Source organism: Thalassospira sp. (genome assembly GCF_040218635.1).
Lineage (GTDB): Bacteria > Pseudomonadota > Alphaproteobacteria > Rhodospirillales > Thalassospiraceae > Thalassospira.
In genome coordinates, this window is record NZ_JAVJRB010000003.1 from 56,170 (window position 1) to 81,743 (window position 25,574).

25 protein-coding genes are annotated in these 25,574 nt (G+C 53.5%); 13 read left to right on the plus strand and 12 right to left on the minus strand.

The annotated features are described in order from the left end of the window. Positions 1-5: 5 nt before the first annotated feature. Positions 6-1,034 (minus strand): NAD(P)H-dependent flavin oxidoreductase, encoded by a 1,029-nt coding sequence (locus tag RIC05_RS01655; protein ID WP_350047535.1) that lies wholly within the window; start codon positions 1,032-1,034, stop codon positions 6-8. A 150-nt stretch (positions 1,035-1,184) separates the two neighbouring features. Then, positions 1,185-2,405 carry an aspartate kinase gene (locus RIC05_RS01660; RefSeq protein ID WP_350047537.1) on the minus strand — a complete coding sequence of 407 codons (1,221 nt, stop codon included), beginning with the start codon at positions 2,403-2,405 and terminating at the stop codon, positions 1,185-1,187. A 425-nt stretch (positions 2,406-2,830) separates the two neighbouring features. Here RIC05_RS01660 and ubiG point away from each other — a divergent pair, with 425 nt between their 5' ends. Next, entirely contained in the window at positions 2,831-3,595 is a 765-nt protein-coding gene (ubiG, locus tag RIC05_RS01665; protein WP_350047539.1) for a bifunctional 2-polyprenyl-6-hydroxyphenol methylase/3-demethylubiquinol 3-O-methyltransferase UbiG, read from the plus strand. Positions 3,596-3,620: 25 nt separating this feature from the next. Here the strand turns inward: ubiG and RIC05_RS01670 are convergent, their stop codons facing one another. Both RIC05_RS01670 and RIC05_RS01675 read right to left on the minus strand, forming a co-directional pair. Continuing rightward, positions 3,621-5,048 carry a GGDEF domain-containing protein gene (locus tag RIC05_RS01670; protein ID WP_350047541.1) on the minus strand — a complete coding sequence of 476 codons (1,428 nt, stop codon included), beginning with the start codon at positions 5,046-5,048 and terminating at the stop codon, positions 3,621-3,623. Between the two features lie 177 nt (positions 5,049-5,225). Next, positions 5,226-5,660 carry a DUF1178 family protein gene (locus tag RIC05_RS01675; RefSeq protein WP_350047543.1) on the minus strand — a complete coding sequence of 145 codons (435 nt, stop codon included), beginning with the start codon at positions 5,658-5,660 and terminating at the stop codon, positions 5,226-5,228. 113 nt (positions 5,661-5,773) lie between these two features. On the opposite strand from RIC05_RS01675, the gene RIC05_RS01680 reads away from it, so the two are divergent. Together RIC05_RS01680 and RIC05_RS01685 are read left to right on the plus strand one after the other, a co-directional pair. Then, positions 5,774-6,301: a class I SAM-dependent methyltransferase gene (locus tag RIC05_RS01680; protein WP_350047545.1), complete on the plus strand. Its 528-nt coding sequence runs from the start codon at positions 5,774-5,776 to the stop codon at positions 6,299-6,301. A 117-nt stretch (positions 6,302-6,418) separates the two neighbouring features. Next, entirely contained in the window at positions 6,419-8,332 is a 1,914-nt protein-coding gene (locus RIC05_RS01685; RefSeq protein WP_350047547.1) for a PhoX family protein, read from the plus strand. 75 nt (positions 8,333-8,407) lie between these two features. Here the strand turns inward: RIC05_RS01685 and RIC05_RS01690 are convergent, their stop codons facing one another. After that, entirely contained in the window at positions 8,408-8,947 is a 540-nt protein-coding gene (locus RIC05_RS01690; protein WP_350047549.1) for a YHS domain-containing (seleno)protein, read from the minus strand. A gap of 229 nt (positions 8,948-9,176) precedes the next feature. On the opposite strand from RIC05_RS01690, the gene RIC05_RS01695 reads away from it, so the two are divergent. Continuing rightward, entirely contained in the window at positions 9,177-9,560 is a 384-nt protein-coding gene (locus RIC05_RS01695) for a VOC family protein (RefSeq protein ID WP_350047550.1), read from the plus strand. 39 nt (positions 9,561-9,599) lie between these two features. On the opposite strand, the gene RIC05_RS01700 is transcribed toward RIC05_RS01695, so the two are convergent. Beyond that, a complete protein-coding gene (locus RIC05_RS01700; protein ID WP_350047552.1) occupies positions 9,600-10,427 on the minus strand; it encodes a carbon-nitrogen hydrolase family protein in 828 nt (275 codons plus the stop codon). 472 nt (positions 10,428-10,899) lie between these two features. Here RIC05_RS01700 and RIC05_RS01705 point away from each other — a divergent pair, with 472 nt between their 5' ends. From RIC05_RS01705 to RIC05_RS01715, 3 genes are all read left to right on the plus strand, one after another. Continuing rightward, positions 10,900-11,571, plus strand: coding sequence for a GntR family transcriptional regulator (locus RIC05_RS01705; RefSeq protein WP_350047554.1), 672 nt, complete (start codon positions 10,900-10,902; stop codon positions 11,569-11,571). Between the two features lie 64 nt (positions 11,572-11,635). Beyond that, the gene (locus RIC05_RS01710) at positions 11,636-12,430 is read left to right on the plus strand and encodes a phytanoyl-CoA dioxygenase family protein (protein ID WP_350044396.1); all 795 of its coding nucleotides are present in this window, start codon (positions 11,636-11,638) and stop codon (positions 12,428-12,430) included. A gap of 20 nt (positions 12,431-12,450) precedes the next feature. Beyond that, entirely contained in the window at positions 12,451-13,788 is a 1,338-nt protein-coding gene (locus tag RIC05_RS01715; protein ID WP_350047556.1) for an NAD(P)H-dependent oxidoreductase, read from the plus strand. Positions 13,789-13,876: 88 nt separating this feature from the next. Here RIC05_RS01715 and grxC read toward each other — a convergent pair whose 3' ends face one another. The 3 genes from grxC to RIC05_RS01730 form a co-directional block, all read right to left on the minus strand. After that, positions 13,877-14,134, minus strand: coding sequence for a glutaredoxin 3 (gene grxC, locus RIC05_RS01720; protein ID WP_350044398.1), 258 nt, complete (start codon positions 14,132-14,134; stop codon positions 13,877-13,879). Positions 14,135-14,259: 125 nt separating this feature from the next. After that, the gene (locus tag RIC05_RS01725; RefSeq protein WP_350047558.1) at positions 14,260-15,024 is read right to left on the minus strand and encodes a double zinc ribbon domain-containing protein; all 765 of its coding nucleotides are present in this window, start codon (positions 15,022-15,024) and stop codon (positions 14,260-14,262) included. Positions 15,025-15,084: 60 nt separating this feature from the next. Next, on the minus strand, positions 15,085-15,999 hold the full coding sequence (locus RIC05_RS01730; RefSeq protein ID WP_350047560.1) for a LysR family transcriptional regulator: 915 nt from the start codon (positions 15,997-15,999) through the stop codon (positions 15,085-15,087). 135 nt (positions 16,000-16,134) lie between these two features. Between RIC05_RS01730 and RIC05_RS01735 the strand changes: the two genes are divergently transcribed. The 3 genes from RIC05_RS01735 (at position 16,135) to RIC05_RS01745 (ending at position 20,001) form a co-directional block, all read left to right on the plus strand. Further along, complete coding sequence (locus tag RIC05_RS01735) at positions 16,135-16,752, plus strand: glutathione S-transferase family protein (protein ID WP_350047562.1); 618 nt, start codon at positions 16,135-16,137, stop codon at positions 16,750-16,752. Between the two features lie 110 nt (positions 16,753-16,862). Continuing rightward, positions 16,863-18,995 carry a 2Fe-2S iron-sulfur cluster-binding protein gene (locus tag RIC05_RS01740; protein ID WP_350047564.1) on the plus strand — a complete coding sequence of 711 codons (2,133 nt, stop codon included), beginning with the start codon at positions 16,863-16,865 and terminating at the stop codon, positions 18,993-18,995. Positions 18,996-19,092: 97 nt separating this feature from the next. After that, entirely contained in the window at positions 19,093-20,001 is a 909-nt protein-coding gene (locus RIC05_RS01745; RefSeq protein WP_350047566.1) for a methyltransferase domain-containing protein, read from the plus strand. Between the two features lie 335 nt (positions 20,002-20,336). On the opposite strand, the gene RIC05_RS01750 is transcribed toward RIC05_RS01745, so the two are convergent. After that, entirely contained in the window at positions 20,337-20,552 is a 216-nt protein-coding gene (locus RIC05_RS01750) for a DUF6500 family protein (RefSeq protein ID WP_350047568.1), read from the minus strand. A gap of 127 nt (positions 20,553-20,679) precedes the next feature. Between RIC05_RS01750 and sfsA the strand changes: the two genes are divergently transcribed. The 3 genes from sfsA to radC all read left to right on the plus strand — a co-directional run bounded on the left by sfsA (position 20,680) and on the right by radC (position 23,222). Further along, positions 20,680-21,393: a DNA/RNA nuclease SfsA gene (gene sfsA / locus RIC05_RS01755; protein ID WP_350047570.1), complete on the plus strand. Its 714-nt coding sequence runs from the start codon at positions 20,680-20,682 to the stop codon at positions 21,391-21,393. A gap of 110 nt (positions 21,394-21,503) precedes the next feature. Continuing rightward, on the plus strand, positions 21,504-22,310 hold the full coding sequence (gene map / locus RIC05_RS01760) for a type I methionyl aminopeptidase (RefSeq protein ID WP_350047572.1): 807 nt from the start codon (positions 21,504-21,506) through the stop codon (positions 22,308-22,310). A gap of 24 nt (positions 22,311-22,334) precedes the next feature. Beyond that, on the plus strand, positions 22,335-23,222 hold the full coding sequence (gene radC / locus RIC05_RS01765) for a RadC family protein (RefSeq protein WP_350047574.1): 888 nt from the start codon (positions 22,335-22,337) through the stop codon (positions 23,220-23,222). A 130-nt stretch (positions 23,223-23,352) separates the two neighbouring features. Here radC and RIC05_RS01770 read toward each other — a convergent pair whose 3' ends face one another. Together RIC05_RS01770 and RIC05_RS01775 are read right to left on the minus strand one after the other, a co-directional pair. Further along, a complete protein-coding gene (locus tag RIC05_RS01770; protein WP_350043765.1) occupies positions 23,353-24,219 on the minus strand; it encodes a MipA/OmpV family protein in 867 nt (288 codons plus the stop codon). Positions 24,220-24,346: 127 nt separating this feature from the next. Next, complete coding sequence (locus RIC05_RS01775) at positions 24,347-25,543, minus strand: AraC family transcriptional regulator (RefSeq protein WP_350047576.1); 1,197 nt, start codon at positions 25,541-25,543, stop codon at positions 24,347-24,349. Positions 25,544-25,574 lie beyond the last annotated feature (31 nt).

Below are 25,574 nucleotides of genomic sequence, written 5' to 3' on the forward strand. Positions count from 1 at the left end.
TTGGCTTAGATGTCTCTCTTGACCAGGGATTGAACGGCCTGTTCGACCAACTCTTGAAGGATTTCGGCTACCGGTTGTTCTTTCTTTACCATACCAACCGACTGCCCTGCCATAACCGATCCGCTTTCAACGTCACCATCGATCACGGCACGGCGCAATGCACCCGCCCAGAAATGTTCGATTTCAAGCTGCGCTTCGCCCTGATCAAGTTCACCAGAACGGAACTTCTCAATGACGGTGCGCTGTTTTTCACGGAACTCGTCGCTGCCTTTGTTGGCAAGGGCGCGCACCGGAATAACCGGGAAACGTTCATCAAGCTGCACAGTCGTCACCGCATCGCGTGCGCTGGCACGGATGAAGGCCTTTTTGAAATCAGGATGGGCAATACATTCTTGCGCACAAACAAGACGCGTTCCGATCTGAACCCCGGCTGCCCCCTGTTCAAGCAATCCGGTAATTGCTTCGCCGCGGCCAATGCCGCCCGCGCAGAAAACCGGAATGTCGGAAATGTTTGGCAGGATTTCCTGAACCAGAACTGTTAGCGAAACCGGGCCGATATGACCGCCTGCTTCGCTGCCTTCAATCACAAGCGCATCGGCACCCGAACGGATCAGTTTCTTGGCAAGAACCAGTGCCGGGGCAAAACAAACGACCTTGGCAAATTCCTTGGCCTGTTTGATCGATGCCGAAGACGGAAGACCGCCTGCCAGAACCACATGACCAACATTGTGCTCGCGGCAAACTTCGATCAGATCATCAAGCATCGGATGCATGGTAATCAGGTTAACGCCAAACGGCTTCTTGGTCATTTCCTTGGTCGCGGCAATTTCCGCAGACAGCAGGTCCGGGGTCATCGACCCGCAGGCAATAACACCAAAACCACCCGCATTGGAGACAGCCGAAACAAGGTGACGTTCAGACACCCACGACATTGCCCCGGCCATGATCGCATAATCGGTTCCAAGGAAATCCTTGCCCGCAGCCCATAGCTTTTCCAGGCGCGCGTGTGCTGCGTCAAATTTCGGATCGCTCATATTCTTTGTACCCCAAAGCAGAAATGCAGGGAACGCGAGGTTCCCTGCCATTTCATTACAAAGGCCGAAACACGTTCGCTTCAACCAGTATGTATTATTACACGTAATTTAACAGTGGCTTAATCGCGTCAAAGCGATTGCCATGTCGAATTATTCGTCATCAAGACCGTATGCGGTGTGCAGGGCACGAACCGCAAGTTCGGTATATTCTTCGGCGATCAGAACACTGACCTTGATTTCCGAAGTCGAGATGACCTGAATGTTGATGCCCTTTTCAGCAAGGGTCTCAAACATTTTGCGCGCAACGCCAACGTGGGAGCGCATGCCAACGCCAATGATCGACACTTTGGTCACATCAGAGGTGCTGAGAAGCTCCTGATAGGCGATCTGCCCTTTGTTTTTCTCGATAACCTGAAGCGCACGCTGGAATTCACCCCGCGGAACGGTAAAGGTCATGTCCGTGCTTTTGCCGTCTTCCGAGACGTTCTGCACTATCATGTCGACATTGATATTAGCATCAGCCAACGGGCTGAAAATAGAAGCGGCAATCCCCGGTTTATCGGCAACTTTCACCAAGGTAATCTTGGCTTCGTCACGACTATAGGCGATCCCACTGACGACTTCCTGTTCCACGATCTCGTCCTCGTCTACAACAAGTGTTCCTTCTGCGTCGCTAAAGGTCGAACGGACCTGCACCCGGACGCGATGGTTCATGGCCATCTCGACAGAACGGGTTTGCAGGACCTTCGCACCAAGCGAAGCGAGTTCCAGCATTTCTTCGTAGGTAATCTTGTCGATCTTGCGTGCCTTGGGCACAATGCGGGGATCGGTGGTGTAAACACCTTCGACATCGGTATAGATATCGCAACGATCCGCATTCAGTGCCGCCGCAAGTGCAACCGCAGACGTATCCGAACCACCACGACCAAGTGTCGTGATCCGGTTATCCGGTGCAATGCCCTGGAAACCGGCCACACAAACGACTTCTCCGCCATTCATGCGTTTATCAAGTTCGGTCGTATCGATGTCCTTGATACGTGCCTTGGCATGTGCGCCGTCGGTCTTAAGCGGGATTTGCCATCCAAGCCATGACCGTGCAGGCACGTCCATGCTTTGCAGCGCCATCGCCAGAAGGCCGACGGTAACCTGTTCACCCGATGATACGATGACGTCATATTCACGTGCATCATACATCGGCGAAACTTCATGCGCCCAGCCAACCAGTTCATTGGTTTTGCCCGACATGGCAGAAACGACAACAGCAACCTGATTGCCTGCATCCACCTCGGTTTTGACCCGACGCGCGACGTTCTTGATTTTTTCAACATCGGCGACCGAAGTGCCGCCAAATTTCATGACAATACGGGCCATGAAGTATCCCCGCTAAGCTCGCCGTCTATCGGCTATCCGAAAATGACGGTATGTGATCCGGTCCCGAAACAGGGGTGCATGCCAACAAACGGCGCTTCTCCTGATCCGGGCGGCGTTATCAATACTTCCATAATCATTGCGAAACAAGCATCAACGCAGCCGATAAATTGCGTGAAGGCACTTTTTTCCATCCAAATATGTCTCAAACCACGTGCGGGATGCAAATTCGGTGAAATATTCGACGAATATTACCCAATAACCCTGATGATCCATACGGTTTGCGCAAGGCACATCAGCCCCGGACAATCGCACATCCATGCCCACCAAATGCCCGTATTTAACAGCAGAGTATTGCCTTGATGACCCGCCCCGCGTAAACAGGGCAACGCACAGCAAACTTGATTTAACGCCTTCGGAGCCTGCCCATGTCGGATGCATCCGCCAAAACCAGCCGTACCGCCAATGCCGAGGAAATTGCACGTTTTTCTGCGATGGCGGAAAAATGGTGGGACCCCAATGGCGTGATGAAGCCGCTGCATAAATTCAATCCGGTCCGTTTGGCCCTTCTGCGCGACAATATCTGCGCCCATGTCGGACGCGATCCCAACACCATCGAACCGCTGAAAGATATCGAGATCATTGATATCGGTTGTGGTGCGGGTTTGCTGTCCGAACCGCTTGCCCGTATGGGGGCAAAAATGACGTCGATCGATGCTGCCGAAAACAACATCGAAGTCGCCAAGGTCCATGCCGAACAATCGGGCCTTGAAATCGATTATCGCTGCGCAACACCGGAAATGCTGGCCGATGAAGGCAAGCAGTTTGATATCGTGCTCAATATGGAAGTCATCGAGCATGTTGATGACCCGCAATTTTTCATGCAGGCCTGCGCATCGGTTTTAAAACCCGGTGGATTGATGTTTGTCGCAACGCTTAACCGCACGATCAAATCACTGGCACTGGCAAAAATTGGTGCGGAATACATTCTGCGCTGGCTGCCTGCCGGCACCCATGACTGGCGCAAATTTGTCAAACCGTCGGAAATGTCGGGATTCTTGCGAGGTGCAGGACTTGAAATGACCGATATCACCGGGGTTGCCTATAACCCGATCAATGACAAATGGTCCCCGGCACCGCGTGATCTTGACGTCAATTATATGGTCATTGCCCGTAAACCGGACGTAGCATAACGCAGCGTAACGCACCCTCGCCTGCTTAACGCTGCACCACCCGATTGCGGCCTGCCCGTTTGGCTTCATACATTGCCTTGTCTGCTTCATTTACCAAGCTATCAAGTGCAACAGGCGCATCAAGTTCACGGCAGATCATACCGATGCTGACAGAGCTATGAAGGCGGATTTCATTTCGCGTTTCGATGCTGCTTTCTTCCACGGCCTTGCGAATACGCTGCGCTAATCCTTGTGCATCTGCGGGGGCGATATTGGGCACAAGAATTGCAAATTCTTCGCCGCCCAACCGCGCAAACAGATCCCCAGCGCGTAAACTTCGCTGAATGACGCGCGACACCTCGACCAGAACTCTGTCGCCGGATGCATGACCATGATCGTCATTGATCCTTTTGAAGTGATCAAGATCCATCACCATAACCGTCAAGCGCCCTTTTTCCTCGGCAATGCGATCCACCATTTCCTGCCCCAACGGCATGAAAGCCCCACGGGTTAGAATGCCGGTCAGGAAATCATGATTGGCGGCATGGTCCAGACGTTCAACAAGTGCGGTTCGCGCCCGATCAATTGACGCCACCGTCAGCGGCCCAAGTACGAGCATGGCAAGACCGATCCGGATCGACATGACTCCGTAATAGGGATCATCCCCCTCGGGAAGATTGACCAGAAAATCAAGCTCCAGCTCCACCATCAGCCAAAGCGACGTCAGCATCATCAAAAGCGCAACCAGATTGATCCTGTAATTAAGCGCGCACCACAAAAGAGCCGGAAGGGGAAAAACAATCGCACCCGGCCCCCCGACAAAGCCAACCATGACCAGACTTACACCCAGTGAAACCACAGGCAAACTGCCACGCAACTGCCGCCAGTCCCCCTTGACGGTTTCCATCAGCCCAAGGCAGCTTTTTTGAATGGTTGGCCAGCGCGTCACGGTCAGGGCAAAAGGAAGGATGATGACGTAATTGGCAAATTCGGTACTCGTCCAGAACAAGAACGTCATACCCGGATCAGACTTGAACAGAACAATCGCAATCACGATCCCGACAAGCCCGGACCCGAAGGCTGCCGCAAGCCCCACCAGACACAGGTAAAGAATCCCTTCCGGTCGGCGCAACTTTCGATCTTGTGCGTCCCAACGCCGAATAAGCACCAACCCGACCGCAACACCGACCATATTCGCCAATGTCAGCCAGGCCGCCTTGTTGATGTCGCTGCCGGTTAAAAGGTCTGCACAGATAAATCCGGCAATTGCGCCCAACCATCCGATCGGGGAATTCATTGTTGGCACACGGACAAAGGCCGCCAGCAACAAGGCGTTGGCGGGCCATAACACGGCAAGAAGCCCGTCGGGGCGCGTCAATATGCCAAACAGGGCGGCGGCAAAAACAAGTATTGCGACGCCAATTGCCCCGATCAGATATGGCACATATCCAATGAATGCTGCCCGTGATGTCACGGCATTCCCCCCGATGTATCCCCGTTACCCTAACCGATAGTGTAGTCGATTTTACGCATAAACAAACGAAGCAAACCAGCCTTACGGCCACTTACCAACCAAAGTCTGATCAAAAATGCGTGTGGACTGGATTACATGAAGACAGACGGGATCAAAGCTTCGCGCCACAGGCCCTGATCAGTTTTTCTTGGTCTTATCATCCCACGGAAGCGCATGCACATCGATGCCCTCATCAACCAGTTCGGCGGTTTCTTTCAGGGATGCTTCGCCGTAAATACCGCGCTTTTTTGTTTCACCGTAATGGATTTTGCGGGCTTCTTCGGCAAACTTGTTCCCGACATTCTCGCAATTGCTTTCGACCTGCTTGCGAATTTCGCTAATGGCGGCTTTGGTGGCCTCGGCAACCGCGACCTGGCGTTGCTTTTCGGCGGCATCTTCTTTCTGGCGGGTGGTGCGTAAACGCGGCGCCATCAATGCCTTGCCAACATTTGACGTCCCGCATACAGGGCACGACAAATCCCCGCTGGCGGCCTGCACGTCATATGTCGCGCCGTCTTTGAACCAGCCTTCAAATTCGTGATCATGTTCGCATTTAAGCTGAAATAGAATCATGATGGTATCTATGGAACCAAACTAATCGCATGACGATAAGATATCTGTGATGTGACCTGCTATGGTGCGCATCCCCGTCACAGGTGAACCTTCAATAAACAAGATTTATAACAATGTCATCCCAATTGCCATCCAACTGGATCACACAACACTGCCCTGCCCCGACAAAGGGTCGCAACCGCGCACTTGATCTGGCATGCGGCAAAGGACGCAACAGTTTTTGGCTGGCAAAACAAGGATGGTCCGTGACCGGTCTGGATCGTGATTTGTCGCAAACAAATATGGCCGATCATCCCGATATTACATGGCAGGAAGCCGACCTTGAAACCGGTTCCTGGCCACTAGGCAGCCAATCGTTTGACCTTGTTATTGTCGCCAACTATCTGCACCGACCGCTCTTTCCATACCTTCGCGATGCAGTTCGCTCTGGCGGCACCTTGATCTATGAAACCTTCATGGTCGGCAACGAAGCCTATGGCCGCCCCAGATCGCCTGATTTTCTTCTATACCCGGATGAATTGCGTCAGGCATTTGCAGGTTGGGACATTTGCGCGTTCAAACAGGGCCCAATCCACCCGGATGGCAGCACCCGGCCCACCGCTGTAAAACAGTCAATTGCCGCAAAGAAACCATCGCAATAAAACTGTAACAAATTGATTTTGCACAAAATAAATACAATCTTCACAAACGCCGCTTGTCGTTTCTGGCATTTTTCCTGCTGCGGTTTCCGCTTTAGGCATTTTGAGAGAGAAAAAGCCATGAACGATAAATACGAAATCATTGAAGATCGTGACGATATTCCGTCCAACCCGACCAACAATCCACGCATTGACGATCTGATCAATGCGCGCTTTTCCCGACGCGGCTTTTTCAAGGGCCTGATGGCGACCTCTGCTGTTGTTGGTGCCGGCATTGCAACTCGTGGCGTTGCAAAGGCACAATCCGCATCGACGCTTACCTTTAAATCCATCCCGCAGAAAATCACCGAAACCCACGCTGTCGCCGAAGGCTATCAGGCCGACGTGCTTATCCGCTGGGGCGACAAGGTCGTTTCTGACGCACCGGCATTTGTTCCGGGTCAGGTTGATGCAACCGCGCAAAACAAACAGTTTGGCTATAACTGCGACTATGTCGGCTATATGCCGCTTCCGGTTGGCTCGAACAGCTCCGACCATGGTCTTTTGTGCATCAGCCACGAATATACCAATGCCGAACTGATGTGGCCGGGCCTCAAAGACTCCATGGGCGCATCTCAGGAACAGGCGCTGCATGAAATTGCCGCCCACGGTCATTCCATCGTTGAAATCAAAAAGACCGGCGGCAAATGGAACATCATCGAAGATTCGAAATATGCCCGTCGTATTTCGGCCCTTGATACCGAAATGGCAATCACCGGTCCGGCAGCAGGCCATGACCGCCTGAAAACCAGCTCGGACGCTTCCGGTACCCGCGTTATCGGCACGCTTAACAACTGTGCCGGTGGTAAAACCCCGTGGGGTACGGTCCTGATTTCCGAAGAAAACTTCAACGGTTACTTCGGCGGCGACATCGCCAAAACCGGCGAAGAACGCAACTACAAACGCCTCGGCATCGAACCGGACAGCTGGTATTCCTGGGTTAAATATTTCGACCGCTTCAATGTCGAAAAAGAACCGAATGAACCCAACAAATTCGGCTGGATGGTTGAAATCGATCCTTATGATCCGACCTCGATGCCGAAAAAACGCACATCCCTTGGCCGTTTCAAGCACGAAGGTGCGACCGTCATCATCAACAAGGACAACTCCGTTGTTGCCTATTCCGGTGATGATCAGCGTTTCGATTATCTCTATAAGTTCGTTGCAACCAACAAATACAATCCGAATGACCGCGCAGCCAACATGGACATTCTGGATGACGGCACGCTCTATGTTGCCAAATTCCACGAAGACGGCACCCTTGACTGGATGCCGCTGATCTTTGGCCAAGGCCCGCTGACCACTGAAAACGACTTCACCAGTCAGGCCGATATCCTGATTGAAACCCGACGTGCCGCCGACCTTCTGGGCGCAACCCAGATGGACCGCCCGGAAGATGTCGAACCGAACCCGGTCAATGGCAAGGTCTATGTCATGCTGACCAACAATTCCAAGCGCAAGGAAGGCAACGCACCGAACCCGCGTGCTGCCAACCCGCATGGCCATGTGCTTGAACTCACCCCTCCGGGTGGGCGTGGTCAGGATGCCGATCACACGGCTGATCGCTTTACCTGGGATATCATGCTTGCTGCGGGCAACCCGTCCAACGCCGATGACAAGGCGGTTTACCATCCGGCAGCCGAATCCTGGTTGTCCTGCCCGGACAATATGGCGATTGACCATCGTGGCCGTCTCTGGATTTCATCGGATGGCGCACAGGGATCAGACATTCCTGATGGCATGTGGGCAACCGATGTCGATGGTCCGGGTCGGGCCCTTACCAAATTCTTCTTTGCCTGCCCGGTTGGGGCGGAAATGTGCGGTCCGGAATTCACCCCGGATGGAACCACCCTGTTCCTCGCTGTTCAGCATCCGGCAGACGGTTCTTCCTATGATGCGCCAAGCACCCGCTGGCCGGACTTCCAGGCAACCTTGCCGCCGCGCCCGTCGGTCGTGGCCGTCACCAAATCTGATGGCGGCGAAATCGCCGGTTAACAGATAAAATAACCGCTCAAAAAGAAACCCACCGGCATCTGAGTGCCGGTGGGTTTTTTCTGCTTAGGCATCCCGTTACTTGATCGGGGCGGCCATATCATAGGTCCCGTCATTGTCCGTGATCGCCATCCAGCTTTTGGCGGATGCCGCCTTGCTTTCCAGACCGGACCAATTGCCCTCGGCCGTGTTGATATTGCCCGAAATGTCCGTCGTCCAGAACCCGACCACCGTCGGTGTGATGTTGAGATAAAGCTCGCCATCAACAATCCGCCACAGGTTCGGGTTGGCTGGAACCTTGCCGCCCTTTGCCACGCCAAAGGCACAGTGACCATCATATTTCGGGGCATATTTTGCCGGATCGGCCAAAAACATGTCGCGGTTTTCTTCTGATGCAAAGGCCCAGGTCGCACCGTTATAATCCGCTGTGATATCCGCCCGTCCGGGGACGGCATGGGGTTGGTCCATGCCGACATCCTTTTGCGGTAAATTGAAATAGGCCACCGCGTCATAACCGCTGATCGCAAAGCCGGTTTCATCGACATATTGCTCGCCGGCCAAGGCCGCACCCGTCATCGCGACCAGAACGGCTGATCCCAGAAGAATTCGTTTAAACATCACCCTTGCATCTCCAGTTGAATTTCCTTGATGGGCAAAGATTGACCGATCCCCTTGGAAAATCGAAATGACGTTGCGACACTGTTTCGTGAGGACGCGTGAGCACCCCGGACCACAATCAACACAATTTCGATAAATCAGCATTATTTACCGCTTGACCTAAACTTAACTTGAGGAATTACCAAAGAGACACACCACGAAAACAAACCCCGTTATGAAAGGGAACGCCATGACTGAAGCATTTTTGGAACATGTCAATTTTACTGTTTCTGACCCGGCCAAGACCGCCCAGCATCTCCATGACTGGTTTGGCTGGAATATCCGGTGGCAAGGTCCGTCGATCTATGATGGCGTGACCTATCATGTCGGCGGCAGCAACAGTTACGTTGCCCTGTATTCTCCGGGCACCCCGAACAAAGGGGCGGAAAGCTCCTATCAAACCCGTGGCGGCATGAACCACATTGCCGTGGTCGTCGATGATCTTGATGCGACCGAACAAAAAATCAAAGAATCCGGCTATCAAACCGGCAACCACGCCGATTATGAACCCGGTCGCCGGTTCTATTTCCGCGATGAAAACAACATTGAATTTGAAGTGGTCAGTTACACCTGACCACCTCGGCAAATCGCCTGCCCCCGCCCCAAGCCAGTTTTACTGGCAGGGCTTATAGGTTTGGCCGTTTTGAAGCGATGGCACCATGCGGCGGATTTCATCCACCCGTTCCAGATCGATCTCGGCGGTGATAAAGCCGGGATCGGTCCCGCCATCGGCCAGAATCTCACCCCACGGATCAATGATCAGCGAATGGCCAAATGTCTGCCGGTTGCCCGGATGCTCCCCGCATTGGGCCGCGGCAATCACGAAACATCCGTTTTCAATCGCGCGTGCTTTTAACAAGGTATGCCAATGGGCCAGTCCGGTTGTGCGGGTAAAGGCCGCCGGTACGCTTAATATCTTTGCCCCGGCCTTGGCGTAATCGCGAAACAGATGGGGGAACCGCACATCATAACAAATCGAAATCCCGATCTTGCCAAAGTCTGTCTCGGCCAGTCTGGCAGCATCACCGGGACGGAATGTTTTGCTTTCGCGGTAACTTTCGCCATTGGCCAGATCGACATCAAACATATGGATTTTGTCATATGATATGATGATTTTGCCATCCGGCCCGATGACAAAGCAACGATTGGCCACCCGGTCTTCGTCGCTTGCTTTTACATGCAACGATCCGACAATCAGGGTTGATTGCAGTTCTTTTGCCAGATCACAAAAGAATGTCAGGCCGGGATGGTCTTTTTCCAGAAAGGCCGCTGCACGGACTTTATCCCCGCCAAATGACATCATCGACACGTTTTCAGGGAATGCGATCAATCTTGCCCCGGCCGCATGGGCATCACGGGCATAGGTCGCCGCGCGCGCAAGATTGTCTGACATCACATCACGGGAATTGACCTGCACACAGGCAGCAATGAAACGGGTCATGACGCATTCTCCTTTTTATCCTTATCTTCTTTATGATGGCGATCACGGCGCGAGGCGGCAATAGGCATTTGGCATAACGGACCGCCTTGCCCAACCCTGTGCTACCCTGTGCAACCTTCCCCAACCCTGCCCCACCTTGCCCAACCCTGTTCAACCTTGTTCAACCTTCTGCAACCTCGCCCAACCTTCCCCAACCTTGCCCATCTTTGTTCAACCTCGCCCAACCCTGCCAACCTTGCGCAACCTCACCCAACCTCGCCCAACTTTGTGCAACCTTGCCCGACCTTGCCCGACCCTGACCGACCCTGACCGACCCTGCTCAACTTCGCCCAACACGGACTAGTTATTCAGTGAAATTGAATAATAAGCCGCTTTATTCACATTTATTGAACAAACAAAATCACGGAAATTGCCCCTTTCGCTGCATCGAATTAGTGTATACAGTATTCCGTACACCTAAGAAGGATTGAAGATGGAACCTCTTTCCGGTCGAAAAAGTCTGACTGACGAAGTGCATGACCGCCTGGTTGATGCCTTGTGTTCCGGTGCTCTCCCTCCCGGGACACCTTTGCGTCAGGAAGCCTTGGCCGAGGAACTCAATGTCTCGCGGCAACCCGTGTTGCAAGCTCTGGGGCTGCTGCGTCGTGACGGACTGGTCGAACCTATGGGGCGGCGCGGTTATCGCGTTACCCAGGTGGACACAAATCTGGTCCGTCACGTTTATGACCTTCGAGAAGCCTTTGACGGGCTCGCTGCCCGTCTTGCGGCACATTCCTTGGATTCTGACCGGGAATCGGCACTGCGGGCTGCCATTCAACAGGGACACCACGCCCTGAGCAGCGGCGACACCGCGGTACTTGTTGCAGCCGATGTCGCATTTCATCAAACGATCTATCGCCTGTCGGGCAATCCCCTATTGCCTGAGGCATCTGCAGCCGTCTGGCTGCAAATCCGGCGTGTTATGCATGCCTATCTTCAGAGCGGGTCTTCCCGTAACCCGATCTGGACGGAACATGAAGCCATCGCCGACGCAATTTGTGCCGGCGATGGCCTTCTTGCCCAACAGCTTGCCATTGGCCATAGCCAAAATGCCAAGCAGCGCCTGATATCGAAAATGAAGGATCGCCAAACACAATCAAATTAACCGCCCGTAATCGGGCATCAGCCGCAAAATAAAAAACAACAATGTGCGGTCCGGAGGAAACGTCATGAAACTCAACGAAACGGCCCTTGCCGAATTTCGCGAGAAGGGCTTTGTCTTTCTACCTGAATTGTTTTCCCGTGATGAAGCCGCCCTGCTTCTGGCCGAAGCCCGCCAGATCTATGCATCGGACCGTGAAGAAGTCTGGCGCGAGACATCCGGCGTTGCCCGCACCGCCTTTGCCGCACACACCTATAACGAAGCCCACCGCCGTCTGGGCGCCCATCCCCGCCTGATCGAACCTGTTGAACAGTTTTTGGACGAGCAGGTCTATATGCATCAATACAAGATCAACGCCAAAGCGGCCTTTGATGGCGCTGTCTGGCAATGGCATCAGGATTACGGCACCTGGCAGCGCGACGACGAAATGCCCGAACCGCGCGCCTTTAACATCGCCCTGTTTCTTGAAGACGTCACCCCGGCCAACGGCCCGCTTTTATTCATTCCCAAAAGCCATAAGGCAGGCGTTCTTAAGGCCGGTCACGATCTTGAAACCACATCCTATCCGCTTTGGACACTGGATCGGGAAACCGTGACCGAACTGGCAAAAGATGGCGGCTGCGAAGCCCCGGTTGGTCCGGCCGGATCGGTTGTGATGTTCCATGGCAATCTGGTTCATGCCAGCCCGCCCAATATCAGCCCGTTTGATCGAACGATTGTCTATCTCAGCCTGTGCGCCGTTTCCAACCACATCCGGGCGTTTAATCGCAAACCATGGATCGCACACCGCGATTTCACACCGATCACACCGCTTGCCGATGACTGCCTTGATGAGTTGGTCGCCAAGCGGTCCGCTGCATAAACCTGCCGCTGGAGACATAGATGAATCTCGACGCAAAACTGCGCAAACGTGCCGATGATGGCAATCCGGTCCGGGTTGGCATCATTGGTGCGGGTAAATTCGGATCGATGTTTTTAAGTCAGGCCGGGCATCATCCGGGCTATCACGTGCTGGGCGTTGCCGATCTTAGCATTGATCGCGCCAAATCCGCCTTGCGCCGGGTTGGCTGGACCGATGATCAGTTCGCGGCAACAAATGCCGCCAATGCGTATCAGGACGGCACGACCTGGATCACCGAAGACGCAGATGCCCTGATCGAAGCGGACGGGCTTGAAGTCATCATTGATGCCACCGGAAGTCCGGCGGCGGGCATTCGCTTTGCGTTGAAGGCGATTGAACATGGCCGTCATATCGTCATGGTCAATGTCGAGGCCGATGTTCTTGCCGGACCACTTTTGGCCAAACGGGCCGAGGCCGCCGGTCTTGTCTATTCCATGGCCTATGGCGATCAGCCTGCCCTGATTTCGGAAATGGTCGATTGGGCACGTGCGGTTGGCCTGCCGGTTACCTGTGCGGGCAAGGGCACAAAATACCTTCCGATCTATCACCACGTCACCCCGGATGATGTCTGGCATCATTATGGCCTGACACCCGATCAGGCCAAGGCGGGTGGCATGAACCCGCAGATTTTCAACAGCTTCCTTGATGGCACCAAATCAGCCATCGAAATGGCCGCGGTATCAAACGCCTGCGACCTTGTACCGCAAGATTGCGGACTGCAGTTCCCGGCATGCGGCGTCGATGATTTACCGCGTCTTTTATGCCCACGCGAAAGTGGCGGCATCCTTGATCGCAAAGGCACGGTCGAAGTTGTTTCAAGTCTTGAACGAGATACCCGCCCGGTGTTTCGTGATTTGCGCTGGGGTGTGTATGTCACCTTTGAAGCGCCAAGCGACTATGTCGCACGGTGCTTTAATGAATATGGCCTGCTCACCGATCCAAGCGGGCAATATTCAACCATGTATAAGCCGTACCATTTGATCGGCTTGGAGCTTGGTATTTCGGTTGCCTCGGCCGCCCTTCGCGGTGAAGCCACCGGATCACCGCGCGCATGGTCGGGTGATGCGGTCGCCACTGCCAAACGTGCGCTAAAAGTCGGTGAAATGCTGGATGGTGAAGGTGGCTATACGGTGTATGGCAAGCTTACCCCTGCCCACACATCACGTTCGCGCAACGCACTTCCCATCGGGCTTGCCCATCATTTGAAAATCAAACGTGCGGTTGGCGTTGATCAGACCCTGACATGGGATGATGTCGAGTTTGATCTCAATGACCCGGCAATCGCATTTCGCAAGGAAATGGAAAAGACCTTTTCCTGACAATCTCCCCCGCGCCACCACCACCAAAAAACCCCGGCCAATCAGCCGGGGTTTTTTATCATCATACAATTAGCGCTAACCAGATTAATCAGGCGGACAGTTTTGCGCTCAGCTTGTCGGCGGCTTCAAGCGCCATCAACTCGTCACAGCCACCGATATGTTCGTCATTGATGAAAATCTGCGGCACGGTATGACGGCCATTGGCACGGTCCATCATTTCCTTTTTGCGCTTTGGTTCCATCATCACGTCAATCAGTTGGTACTTGGCACCCTTCTCTTCGAGAAGCTTGCGTGCGCGTTTGCAATACGGGCACCATTCGGTCGCGTAAACTTCAACTTTTGCCATTTGGCGAATGTCCTTCTTCTATGCGCCATTCGTGCTCAATCCCCCGGCAATCCGGGACTTCAGCATCAAAAACGGCGTGAAAATCAGTCTGGATGACGGTTCTATATCAGAAATTTTGCAATGCGTCATCGCACGACACGCGCAACCGTGATCACAGATACGTGCATGGCACCAGATCGCTTTAAAATCGCGGCACAGGCATTGGCGGTTGCCCCGGTGGTCAGCACATCATCAATCAAAACCACCCGCGCCCCGGAAAGCCCCAGTTTATCTGCACGTTTCGGATCAATCGCAAAAGCACCGCCAACTTCGCGTTTGCGCGATGATGGCCCCAAGCCCCCAAGACTGCGGGTATTGCGCGCACGCCTAAGTATTCTTCCATCCCACGGCACGCCGGTTTGCACGGACAGTTTTGCCGCCAACAACCCCGACTGATTATAGCGGCGGGTTAAAAGACGCCTGCGATGTAACGGCACCGGGATAATTAAATCCGCCTGCCCCCAAATCCCGTAGCCCGCCTGAAACACCCACCGGGTCAAAAGCGGGGTTAAATCCGTTCGGTCCGCATGTTTGAACCGCAACAAATAATCCCGGCTGTGATCATCATAAATCAGGGCCGCACGTGCCTGATCAAATCCGGGCCTTTTTTGATGACAGTTGCCACACAGGGTTTGATCAACATTCTGGTCTGCAACGATGTTAGCGCTAACATCAAGTTCGAACGGATAGCCGCAACAGGCACAATGTGGTGCGGTGATAAACCGCAATCCCGCCCAGCATTCAGCGCACACCGCATGCGGACTGTCGGTAATCGCACCACATCCCCCACAGCGGGGCGGGAGGATTGCATCAATCCCGATCCGTGTCGCGCTACGTAAAAATGCGATCATCAAACGGTATTCCCATGCCCTGCGCCAAACAGACACAGCGTAGCACACGCCCTGATTGAACTACCTATAATTAAACAACGGATTGGCACGAAGAACACTGCTTGCAAGTTCGATGAAGCTTCTGACCTTTGCCGGGGCATGGCGGCCTTCGGGATGGACCAGATGGATCGGCACGGGATCTGGTGCATGATCGTCAAGCACGGTCTGAAGTGTGCCGCCCGCAATGAAGGGTGCTGCCTGATAAGACAGCATCCGGACAATTCCCCAACCATCCAAAGCCGCATTACGTGCCGCTTCGATTGAATTGGTTTGCCATCTGGCACTTGGGGAAACCTGAATGCTGCGCCCGCCCGCGACTGTCGATTTGAACTGCCAGTCCAGACTTGCTGATGATCCGGTCGCGGCAATCATCCGGTGACCATTCAGATCATTGGGGGTTTCCGGCATCCCGTGATTGGCGAAATAGTCTGGCGACCCGCAAATAACCTGATGCACCTCACCGACACGCACCGCACTTAGCGACGAGTCCGCCAAATGGCCAATGCGCACGGCAAGGTCGATCCCCTCTTCGACAATATTGACAACACGATCAAACAGCATCAATCGCGCACTCATATCCGGGTATTGATCAAGATAGCGCCCGACAATTGGCGCAACATGCATCTGACCGAACTGCACAGGAGCGGTAACCGTCAGCATGCCACTTGGCTTGGCATAGGCCCCGCCTGCAGCTGCCTCAACCTCCTGCAAGTCAGCCAAAAGACGCTTGCACTCGGTATAATAACGCGCCCCGGGTTCCGTCAGCGTGACCGAACGGGTTGTCCGGGTCAGCAGGCGGGCACCGGTTACATCCTCCAGAAACGCAACGGCGCGTGTGACCGCAGGCGGGCTATGGCGCAATTCACGCGCGGCCCCGGCAAAGCTGCGTGCTTCGACGACGCGGACAAAAATCTTCATGGCTTGAAATCGGTCCATCGCACAGCACCCTGCCGTTCAACATTATTCCACTATACGAAATAATATATTCCTGAAAAACCATATTCATCAAAATAAGGGGAACAATCATGATGGGAGCATCACAGCAACGTCTTCCGTGGAAGGACCCAGACCATGAAACTACATTATTTCCCGCTTTCCGGTCATGCCCATCGCGCCCATTTGTTTCTGAGCCTTCTTGGTGTTGACCATCAAGTCATTAATGTCGATCTGGCAAATGGTGCGCACAAATCCACTGAATTTCTAAAGCTGAATCCCCTTGGGCAAGTCCCGGTTCTTGAAGATGGTGATGTCGTGATTTCGGATTCCATTGCCATCATGACCTATATTGCCAAGAAGCTGGGGGCGACCAACTGGCTGCCCGAGGACGCCGAAAGTGCGGCAAAAGTTCAAAAGTGGCTTTCGGTCGCGGCCGGGCAGATTGCCTATGGCGTTTGTGCGGCCCGCCTGATCACGGTGTTTAACGCGCCGTTCCATGCAGATGAGGTCATCGCGCGCGCCCACACCATTCTTGTGCAAATTGAAAGTCAGCTTTCGGGCAATGACTGGATCGCCCTTGATCACCCGACCGTCGCCGATATTGCCCTTTACAGCTACATCGCCAATGCGCCCGAAGGCAATATTGACCTTGCCCCCTATGGCAATGTGCGCGCATGGCTGAACCGGGTTGAAGCCCTTCCCGGTTTTGTTCCGTTCGAGCAAACAGTCGCCGGTCTCCGCACCGCGATTTGATGGGCAGGGTCGGTCTTTCACTGTGTTTACCCCCTGTTCAAACGCAATGTTCCCCCTAAACCCCTGACCGGCCCTTTCCCTTTTTCTCGGCTGTTGCAAAGGAAACTGTCATGAACACGCGCATTGTATCACCCTCAACAATCCCGTCTTCCAGTCCGGTTGCATTCACCCCGTCAGGTGCGGACAATTCCGGCCCGTGGCATGAGGGTGAAATCCATATGCAACAGCTTGCCGGGGTCGAAACAAAGATGGCAGAAGTCGGCAAGCGTGTTCTGCGCGATCATCTGCTTGATCAGCATCGCCAGTTTTATCCGCAACTGCCCTTTGCCGTGTTTGGCGCGGTTGATGACAATGGGGATGTCTGGGCGACATTGCGGGCCAATCATCCCGGTTTCTTACAATCACCCGACCCTTATCAGCTTTCAGTCAACCTTCCGCGCGATGCAACTGATCCGGCCGATGCCGGTGTGGGGGATGGCAAGGCAATCGGTATGCTCGGGATTGAGTTACAGTCACGGCGGCGCAACCGCCTGAATGGTCGGATCATGCGCCAGTCCGATGATGGTTTCTCCATCCGGGTCGGGCACAGTTTTGGCAATTGCCCACAATATATCCGGTTGCGTGATTTCGAATTCGTCGGCAACCCATTGGCCCCGATATCTTCGCAGCCTGAAATATCAACGGAACTGGATGATCGGGCACGCGCCATGATCGCGCAGGCCGATACCTTTTTTGTTGCGACCTATGTTGATCGCAGCGATGAAAACCGGGAAGTCGATGTGTCCCACCGCGGGGGCAAAGCAGGCTTTGTTCATGTCGATGCAGATGGCACCCTGACCATTCCCGATTTTGCCGGAAACCTGTTTTTCAACACACTGGGAAATATCCTGTCCAATCCAAAGGCCGGACTGGTGTTTACCGATTTTACCACCGGCGATGTTCTTCAGATCAGCGGTGATGCCGAGGTCATTGTTGATGGACCGGAAATTGAAGCCTTTCTGGGGGCTGAACGTTTATGGCGCGTCTTCCCGCGCAAGGTGGTTTTTCGCAAAGCCGCCTTACCAGTTCGCTGGCGCGATCAAACCAATGGCGCATCGCCCAACAGTCTTTTGACCGGCGACTGGGAAACTGCGGAACGCAAACTTTCGGCAATGAAGGTTGCGACGATTTGGCGGAAGTTCCAGATCGCCCGGATTGTGAAAGAAAACAAAATAATCAAATCCTTCCATCTCGAACCAGTCGATGAAGATGGTATCTTACCCCACAAAGCTGGCCAGCATCTGCCAATCCGTGTGTATGTTCCTGGTAGCGACAAACCATTGATCCGAACCTATACGCTGTCAAACGGTCCATCCGATAACAGCTATCGCATCAGTGTAAAAAAAGAGGGCTTGGTTTCAGGTCACCTGCATAATCATCTTCGCGTCGGTGATATCATCGAAGCCCGTGCGCCGGCGGGCGACTTTTCGATAGATGCCCAAGAAAAGCGCCCGGCAGTCCTTATTGCAGGCGGGATCGGTATCACGCCGATGATCTCAATGCTACGTCACGTCGTTTATGAAGGTCTGCGCACACGCAGCTTCCGCCCAACCTGGTTGTTTTACGCCGCACGCAATATCAAAGATCAGGCCTTCAATAATGAACTCATTGAGTTGGTAAATACGGCACAAGGCAACATTCGTATCGTCCGCATTCTGACCGATCCGACCGATGCAGAACCGCGAAAGAACTATGAAGCATCAGGGCATATCGATATGAATTTGCTGCGGTCCTTGCTGCCATTTGATGACTTTGATTTTTATCTTTGTGGCCCGCCCCCTTTCATGCAGGCACTGTATGATGGCCTGCGCGGACTTAATATTTCTAATGCCCGCATCCATGCAGAGGCCTTTGGCCCGGCATCGCTTACCCGCAGCCAAGATACTCATGATGATTTGCCCGAACTGCCCCCCGCAAGCAGCAAGCCAGTGAAAGTCGAATTTGCGCCGTCAAACCAGTCCGCGGTTTGGCAACCGGATGCGGACAAAACACTGTTGGAGCTTGCCGAGGAGATAGGCCTTGCGCCCGAGGCAAGCTGTCGGGGTGGTAATTGCGGCACATGCCGAACCAAGATCACGCAAGGCCGTGTTACCTATAAAAACCGGCCCGGCGCAACGGTTGGCGATGACGAAGCCCTGATGTGCTGTGCTATCCCGGCCGAAACAGAAGACGAGGACGACGTGTCGCTTATATTGGCCATTTAGCAGAACCAAGGTTTTTTGTTCTTGCATTGCAAGGGCGGGAGCAACGCTCTATCTAGGTCGTAACATTTGAAACGACTTTGCCGGAGCATCCCGCCCGATGGCCGATCCGATCACTGTCTTTGATCGACAGATTTTAAAGCTGCGCCGTGATCGCGCGGCAACCCGCGCACAGGATTTCAATTTCCTGTTTGCCGAAACCGCCGAACGGCTTGCCGACCGGCTTGATGACACCACCCGTTCATTCCCAATCGCGGTTGATCTTGGCTGTCATAGTGGTGAATTGGGCCAGATCATTGGCAAACGCGGCGAGATCGAACAGCTTTATCAAGCCGATATTTCGCAGCGTTATGCCAAGGCAGCACAGGCCAATAACGCCAGTAACACCAATGGCACGATTGTCGCGGATGAAGAATTCCTGCCCTTTGCTGAAGGGTCGCTTGATCTGATCCTGTCCAACCTGTCGCTTCATTGGGTCAATGATTTGCCCGGCATGTTGCTACAAGCCCGCCGTGCGCTTAAATCCGACGGGTTGTTGCTGGCCTGTATGTTGGGCGGTGAAACGCTTAAGGACCTTCGCGAAGCCCTGATGACGGCAGAGGCCGAAGAAGAAGGCGGTGTATCGCCGCGTGTTTCGCCGTTTGTCGATGTGAAGGATGCCGGGGCCTTGCTTCAACGGAGCGGCTTTGCCCTTCCGGTTGTCGATGCCGATGATCTTTTGATCGATTACCCCGATGCCCTGAAACTGATGCGTGATCTTTCGGGCATGGGCGAAAGCAACCTTGTTGCCAAACGATCCAAAAAATTCACCAAACGCAGCACATTGGCACGCGCGGCGGCGATTTATCACGAACGCCACGCCCGCCCTGATGGCCGCATTCATGCCAAGTTTCAGATCATCTATCTGACCGCATGGGCCCCGGATGAAAGTCAGCCAAAACCCCTGCGCCGTGGCACAGGTCAGGTCAGCCTTGTTGATTTTTTGGGTGATAATGAAAATGGGCCCTAAGTTAGTTAATTAGAGAATAGGTTGAAGGTGACTAACATCCTTATTCCATGCGTCATTATCATCATAGGCAACCTACTTTCTGGTCCTCCGGGCACCAATAGCTGGGAACGTGTTACAGCTGTTTTCGGCTGGGCATGGGCTATTTCCATGTCTGTTTGGCTAGTATTTTTCGTTCTAGAGATAAATCCGGATTTGGAAGATGCACTTTTGCAAGTCTGGCTATTCTCAATGATACAGGCCTTGACGCCCGACTGTGAAAAAATCCTACAGCCGTTCAGAAAATTTTTGAGAAACAAAAAGAATAAGTAGCTTTCTGGCTTGCACAGATACACGCCTTACTCAACTTTCACCATCTCGCGGATTTTGATCGCCTTTTCAAAATGATCAAGTTGATGGGTTTCGATCCACCAGGTGGCAGCTTCCATCAGTAGGGCCGGATTATCATTGCGATTGGCAAAGAACGCATAGAATGACAGGCCGACATTCGGGCCTTTTTGCGCAACTTTCTGATCGCAAACGGCAATGATTTTATCGCGCAGGCTTTGGCGCATGATGGCTCCTGAATATGATCATTTGTCGTGAGGGGTTGATGTATGAACGCTTTGCCGCGAAATTGGCACTCTGATCATGTTTCTCCCCTGACAGGTCCTGTCAGGACAGTTTTCCGAAAGGTTTGATATGCAGCTTCCCCAACCCCTGATCCATGGCAAGCTGATCAAGCGTTACAAACGTTTTCTGGCCGATGTTGAACTTGATAACGGGGAGGTCATTACAGCCCATTGTGCCAATCCGGGTGGAATGATCGGACTTAAGGAACCCGGTATTGATGTCTGGCTTTCCACATCGGACAATCCAAAACGCAAACTGAAATTCAGTTGGGAGCTGTGCCAGATCGGTGATGCGTGGATCGGGATTAACACAGCCCATCCCAATGCGATTGTCGAAGAAGCGATCCTGAACGGCAAGGTGCCCGAACTTAAGGGCTACGAAACCCTGAAACGTGAAGTCAAATACGGCAAGAATTCGCGCATTGATATTTTGCTGTCCGATCCGAAACGCGGGCTTTGCTATGTCGAAGTTAAGAACGTGCATTTGAAACGCGATGAAGATGCGCCGGGCTTGGCCGAGTTCCCCGATGCGGTCACCGCACGCGGGGCAAAGCATCTTGATGAAATGGCCGATATGGTCGCCGAGGGTCATCGTGCGGTGATGTTTTATCTGATCCAGCGGACTGATTGTGACCGATTTACCCTTTCGACCGATATCGACCCGCATTACGGGGAACGGTTCCAATCGGCACGGGCAAACGGGGTGGAAGCGATTGCCTATGACTGTTCGATTGATACCAGCGCGGTCACGGTGCGAAGCGCACGCCCGATTATCGAACCATAAGCAGACAACATGGCGCATATCAGCCAATCCTTGCCAATTCCGGCATCTGGCTTTATGTCATTGGACGATAAACCGCATTGATACATAGCCTGGCTTAAGGAGATTTTCGGGTGGCGAACGGAACAGTCAAACTTCACGGACCCGAAGCATTTGAAGGCATGCGCGCCGCCGGGCGGCTGGCAGCGGAAGTGCTTGATATGATTACCCCGCACGTTGTGCCGGGTGTCACCACGGGCGAACTTGATCGCCTGTGTGATGAATATATCCGTGATCATAATGCGATTTCGGCCTGCTTGGGCTATCGCGGTTTTCCCAAATCAATCTGCACATCCATCAATCATGTGGTCTGTCACGGCATTCCCGGCGACAAGAAGCTTGGCAATGGCGACATCATGAATATTGACGTCACGGTCATTCTTGATGGCTGGTATGGCGATACATCACGGATGTATATTGCGGGCACGCCAAAGGTTATGGCGCAGCGTCTTGTCGATGTGACTTATGAGTCGCTTTGGCGCGGGATCAATGCGGTTAAGCCCGGTGCGACCCTTGGCGATATTGGTCATGCCATTCAGTCCTATGCCGAAAGCGAACGGTTTTCGGTTGTGCGTGATTTCTGTGGTCACGGCCTTGGTCAGGTGTTCCATGATGCGCCGAATATCTTGCATTACGGCAAGCCGGGCGAAGGGCTTGTTCTGGAACCGGGGATGATCTTTACGATTGAACCCATGATCAACCAGGGCACCTATGCGTGTAAAATTTTGCCCGATGGCTGGACAGCTGTGACGCGAGACCGCAAACTGTCGGCACAGTTTGAACATTCGCTGGCCGTGACGGAAGACGGGTTTGAAGTTTTCACCCGATCCCCGGCCGGTCTGGACAAACCGCCCTATGACATCAGCGCGGCAGCCGAATAAGGCAAAAAAACGGAGGAAGCAGATTTGAGCGAGACAGAAGATCGCAAGCCTGCTTCCACTTCCCCGGCTGACATCAATCCGGCTGAAATCAATGACGGCACACGGGTCTTTTTCAATCAGACCCGCGATCCTGCCTCTTCTGACACCACGCCCGCTTTAACGCCAGATGAGGCTTCGCAAAATGCAGCTTCGTCCGCAATGACTGCCGCTGGCAAAACCACAAATCCGTCGAAAACAGCAAAGCCGCATTATCACGGCCACCGCCAACGGTTGCGCGAACGGTTTGTCAAAGGCGGGCCAACTGCGCTGGCCGATTACGAATTGCTTGAACTGATGTTGTGCATGGCCATGCCGCGCGGCGACGTCAAACCATTGGCAAAATCGTTGATTGCGCAATTTGGCAGCTTTGCCAATGTGCTATCAGCCCGGGCGGAAGACCTGCAAACTGCCAAGGGGCTTGGCGAAGCCGGCATTGCCGCGATCAAGATCGCCGAGGCCAGCGCACAACACCTATCGCGTGAACGGGCGATGGAATTGCCGGTGATTGCCAGTTGGGAACAGTTGATTGACTATTGCCGGGTGCGGATCGGGCATCTTAAGACCGAAGAATTGCATTTGCTGTTTTTGGACCGCAAGAACCGCCTGATCGCCGATGAATGCCATCAACGCGGCACGGTCGATCATACCCCGGTCTATCCCCGCGAAGTGATCAAACGTGCGCTGGAGCTTCATGCCAGTGCAATCATTCTCGTTCATAACCACCCCAGCGGCGATGCCACCCCGTCACAGGGGGATATCGAAATGACCCGTAAAATCATTGATGCGGCCAAGGCAATGGACATGAGCGTTCATGACCACATCATCATCAGCCAGGCGGGATATAATTCGTTCAAGAGTCTTGGTTTGATCTGACCAAGGCTGCTTTCAACATTGCCCCGCACAAAAGAAATCACGGACCAGCATAATCCCGCAGGGTGCTGGTCCGTGCCGATGACAGGGTTGCCATCGAAAGGTCGAGGGTAATCGGCGTCCCGATGCGCGATCAGAAGGTATAGACCAGGACGATACCGCCGCTTAGGACATAGTCTTCGTCAATCAACGGACTGTCGGAATATTCGGCTGGCAGGAATTCGACCCCGCTGGTGCCGACGATGGCGAAAGAATCGGTGAGCGGATAGATGATGCTTAGATCAAGATGGGGGATGAAAGCAGCGTCAGGTGCATAAAAGGCCCGGTCACTGCGCACTTCGTTACGGCGAACGCCAACATTGTGATCCGTCAGGTCCTTGCTTTGCCAGGTGACACCACCGCCAAAATTGAAGTTGGCCTTGCCCCAGTCCGTCGGGACGTAATAGCCGACATCAACCTCGTGCCCGCCATAGGCATCATTCACATCGGTCAGATAACTTGCCTGCAACTCACCACGCCACAAGCGCAATGATCCGCCAACACCAAGCTCATAGGCCATATCACGGTCTTTAAGCCCGTTCAGATATGGTGAGTCACCGGAATCAAACGGCTCCATGCGAAGATTGCCAATCAAGGACACACTGGCGAAATCGTTTGTCCAGACTTTGGCATCAATACCATCAATACCGATATGCAAACGTTCTGCGTCATAGGCCAGCATCGGCAAGGCATCGAGATCGGTCGAATCTGCCCCGCGATACGGGTTGCTGCTAATGCTGCCCCAAGCCCCGATTTGCCAATCCCCGCCCAACCATGGTTTGAGGGCATCTTCTTCCTGAGGATTAACCTGTTCGCGGATCAACTCACGTTGTCCGGGATTTGCTGTCTGGGCATAGGCCGACCCAGACGACAGAACCATAAACAGGGCTGCGGAACATATACCAAGCCCGGCAACCAACATCACAACGTCATACCGACGCAAATAATCACGTAACAACATTATGTCTAAACACCCCTAGTTTGTTTGATGGCCAGACCATGCCGTACAAAAACGGGGGTGGCGTCCGATGCTACAGGCTCGAACGTGAAAAGGATCGATCAGGCGTATGAATGCGCATTCGCACGCGCTAGATCGTTATTTTTTCGAGATTTTGCTGCCGATATGCGCTTGGCGTCTTGCCGGTGATTTTTTTGAAGGCAAGATTGAAGGTGGATTTGGAATTAAAGCCGACACTGGTGGCAATATCGAGGACCGTTCGTTCGGGGTGCTCGACCAAAAGGCGCGATGCCTCGCGCGTCCGGGCTTCATTGATGAAGTCGAAAAACTTCTTATCGAGATGCTGGTTCAAAACATAGGACAGCTGGTTTGGCGTTGCCCCGACGGCGCTGGCAAGCTTTGGCAATGACAGCAACGGATCAAACAGCAAATCTGTCTCGTCAACAATCCTGTTCAGGCGATCCCGGATACGCGCAACATCTTCTTCATCAATAAAGGGTTTTGTGGTGTCCGAAGACGTGAATGCATCCGCATTTTCAAGAGAAACGCTAGGGTCTTTTTCCTCGACCGTGCCGTCATCACCTTGCTGCCATTCAGCCTGCACAAACAGGGTCGGCGTGGACGCCATCAGATGACACAGACGGAAGAACACCAGAACAAAGCTTCCCTGCACGAATGTGGTCAACCAAGTGCCATCCGCAACAAAGACATCAATCAGTGACGCGAGCGTGAATATGACAAAGATCGTCGTAATGCCGATCAGAATTTCCAGCGTCCAGCGCCGCAAAGCGTTCTGATCCGCGCCAAGCTGTTCTTTTGCCTGAAGCAGATAACCCAATGCGACTTTCCAGATTTTGGGCATGTAAATGAAAAGCTGGACGTAAAGAGCGGCAAACACGGCCACAATCAGAACCGTCAGTGGCAAGTGCTGATCAAGCGCACTATCGATATCGATGCCATCCTGCCGGATTATGTCGGGCACAAATTGCGCAAACAAAATCCAGACAACGACGGACATCGCAACAAAGACCGGTCCGAGGGGGGCGAAATGAAGGATCGGTTTTTCGACAGGGCGGTCGGCAATTTCACGGAAATAAAGATAAATCGACGGCACAAAGGCAAAAACCGCTGCCATGAAGAGTGGCGCAAGGAGCAAAACCAGCCGGGCATCAAGGATAACATCCGTGATGTCTTCGATGAAGCTCAGGCAGGCTGCACCGGCAAACACCATCAGCCAGCGATTTGCCCGGAATGCACGCTTCCCCTCGTGACGGAGCAACAACATCAGGAAGGCCGCCTGCCCCAACCCGACAACAGCAATAATCATCAGGGTTATCTTCGATGTTTCTATCATTGTC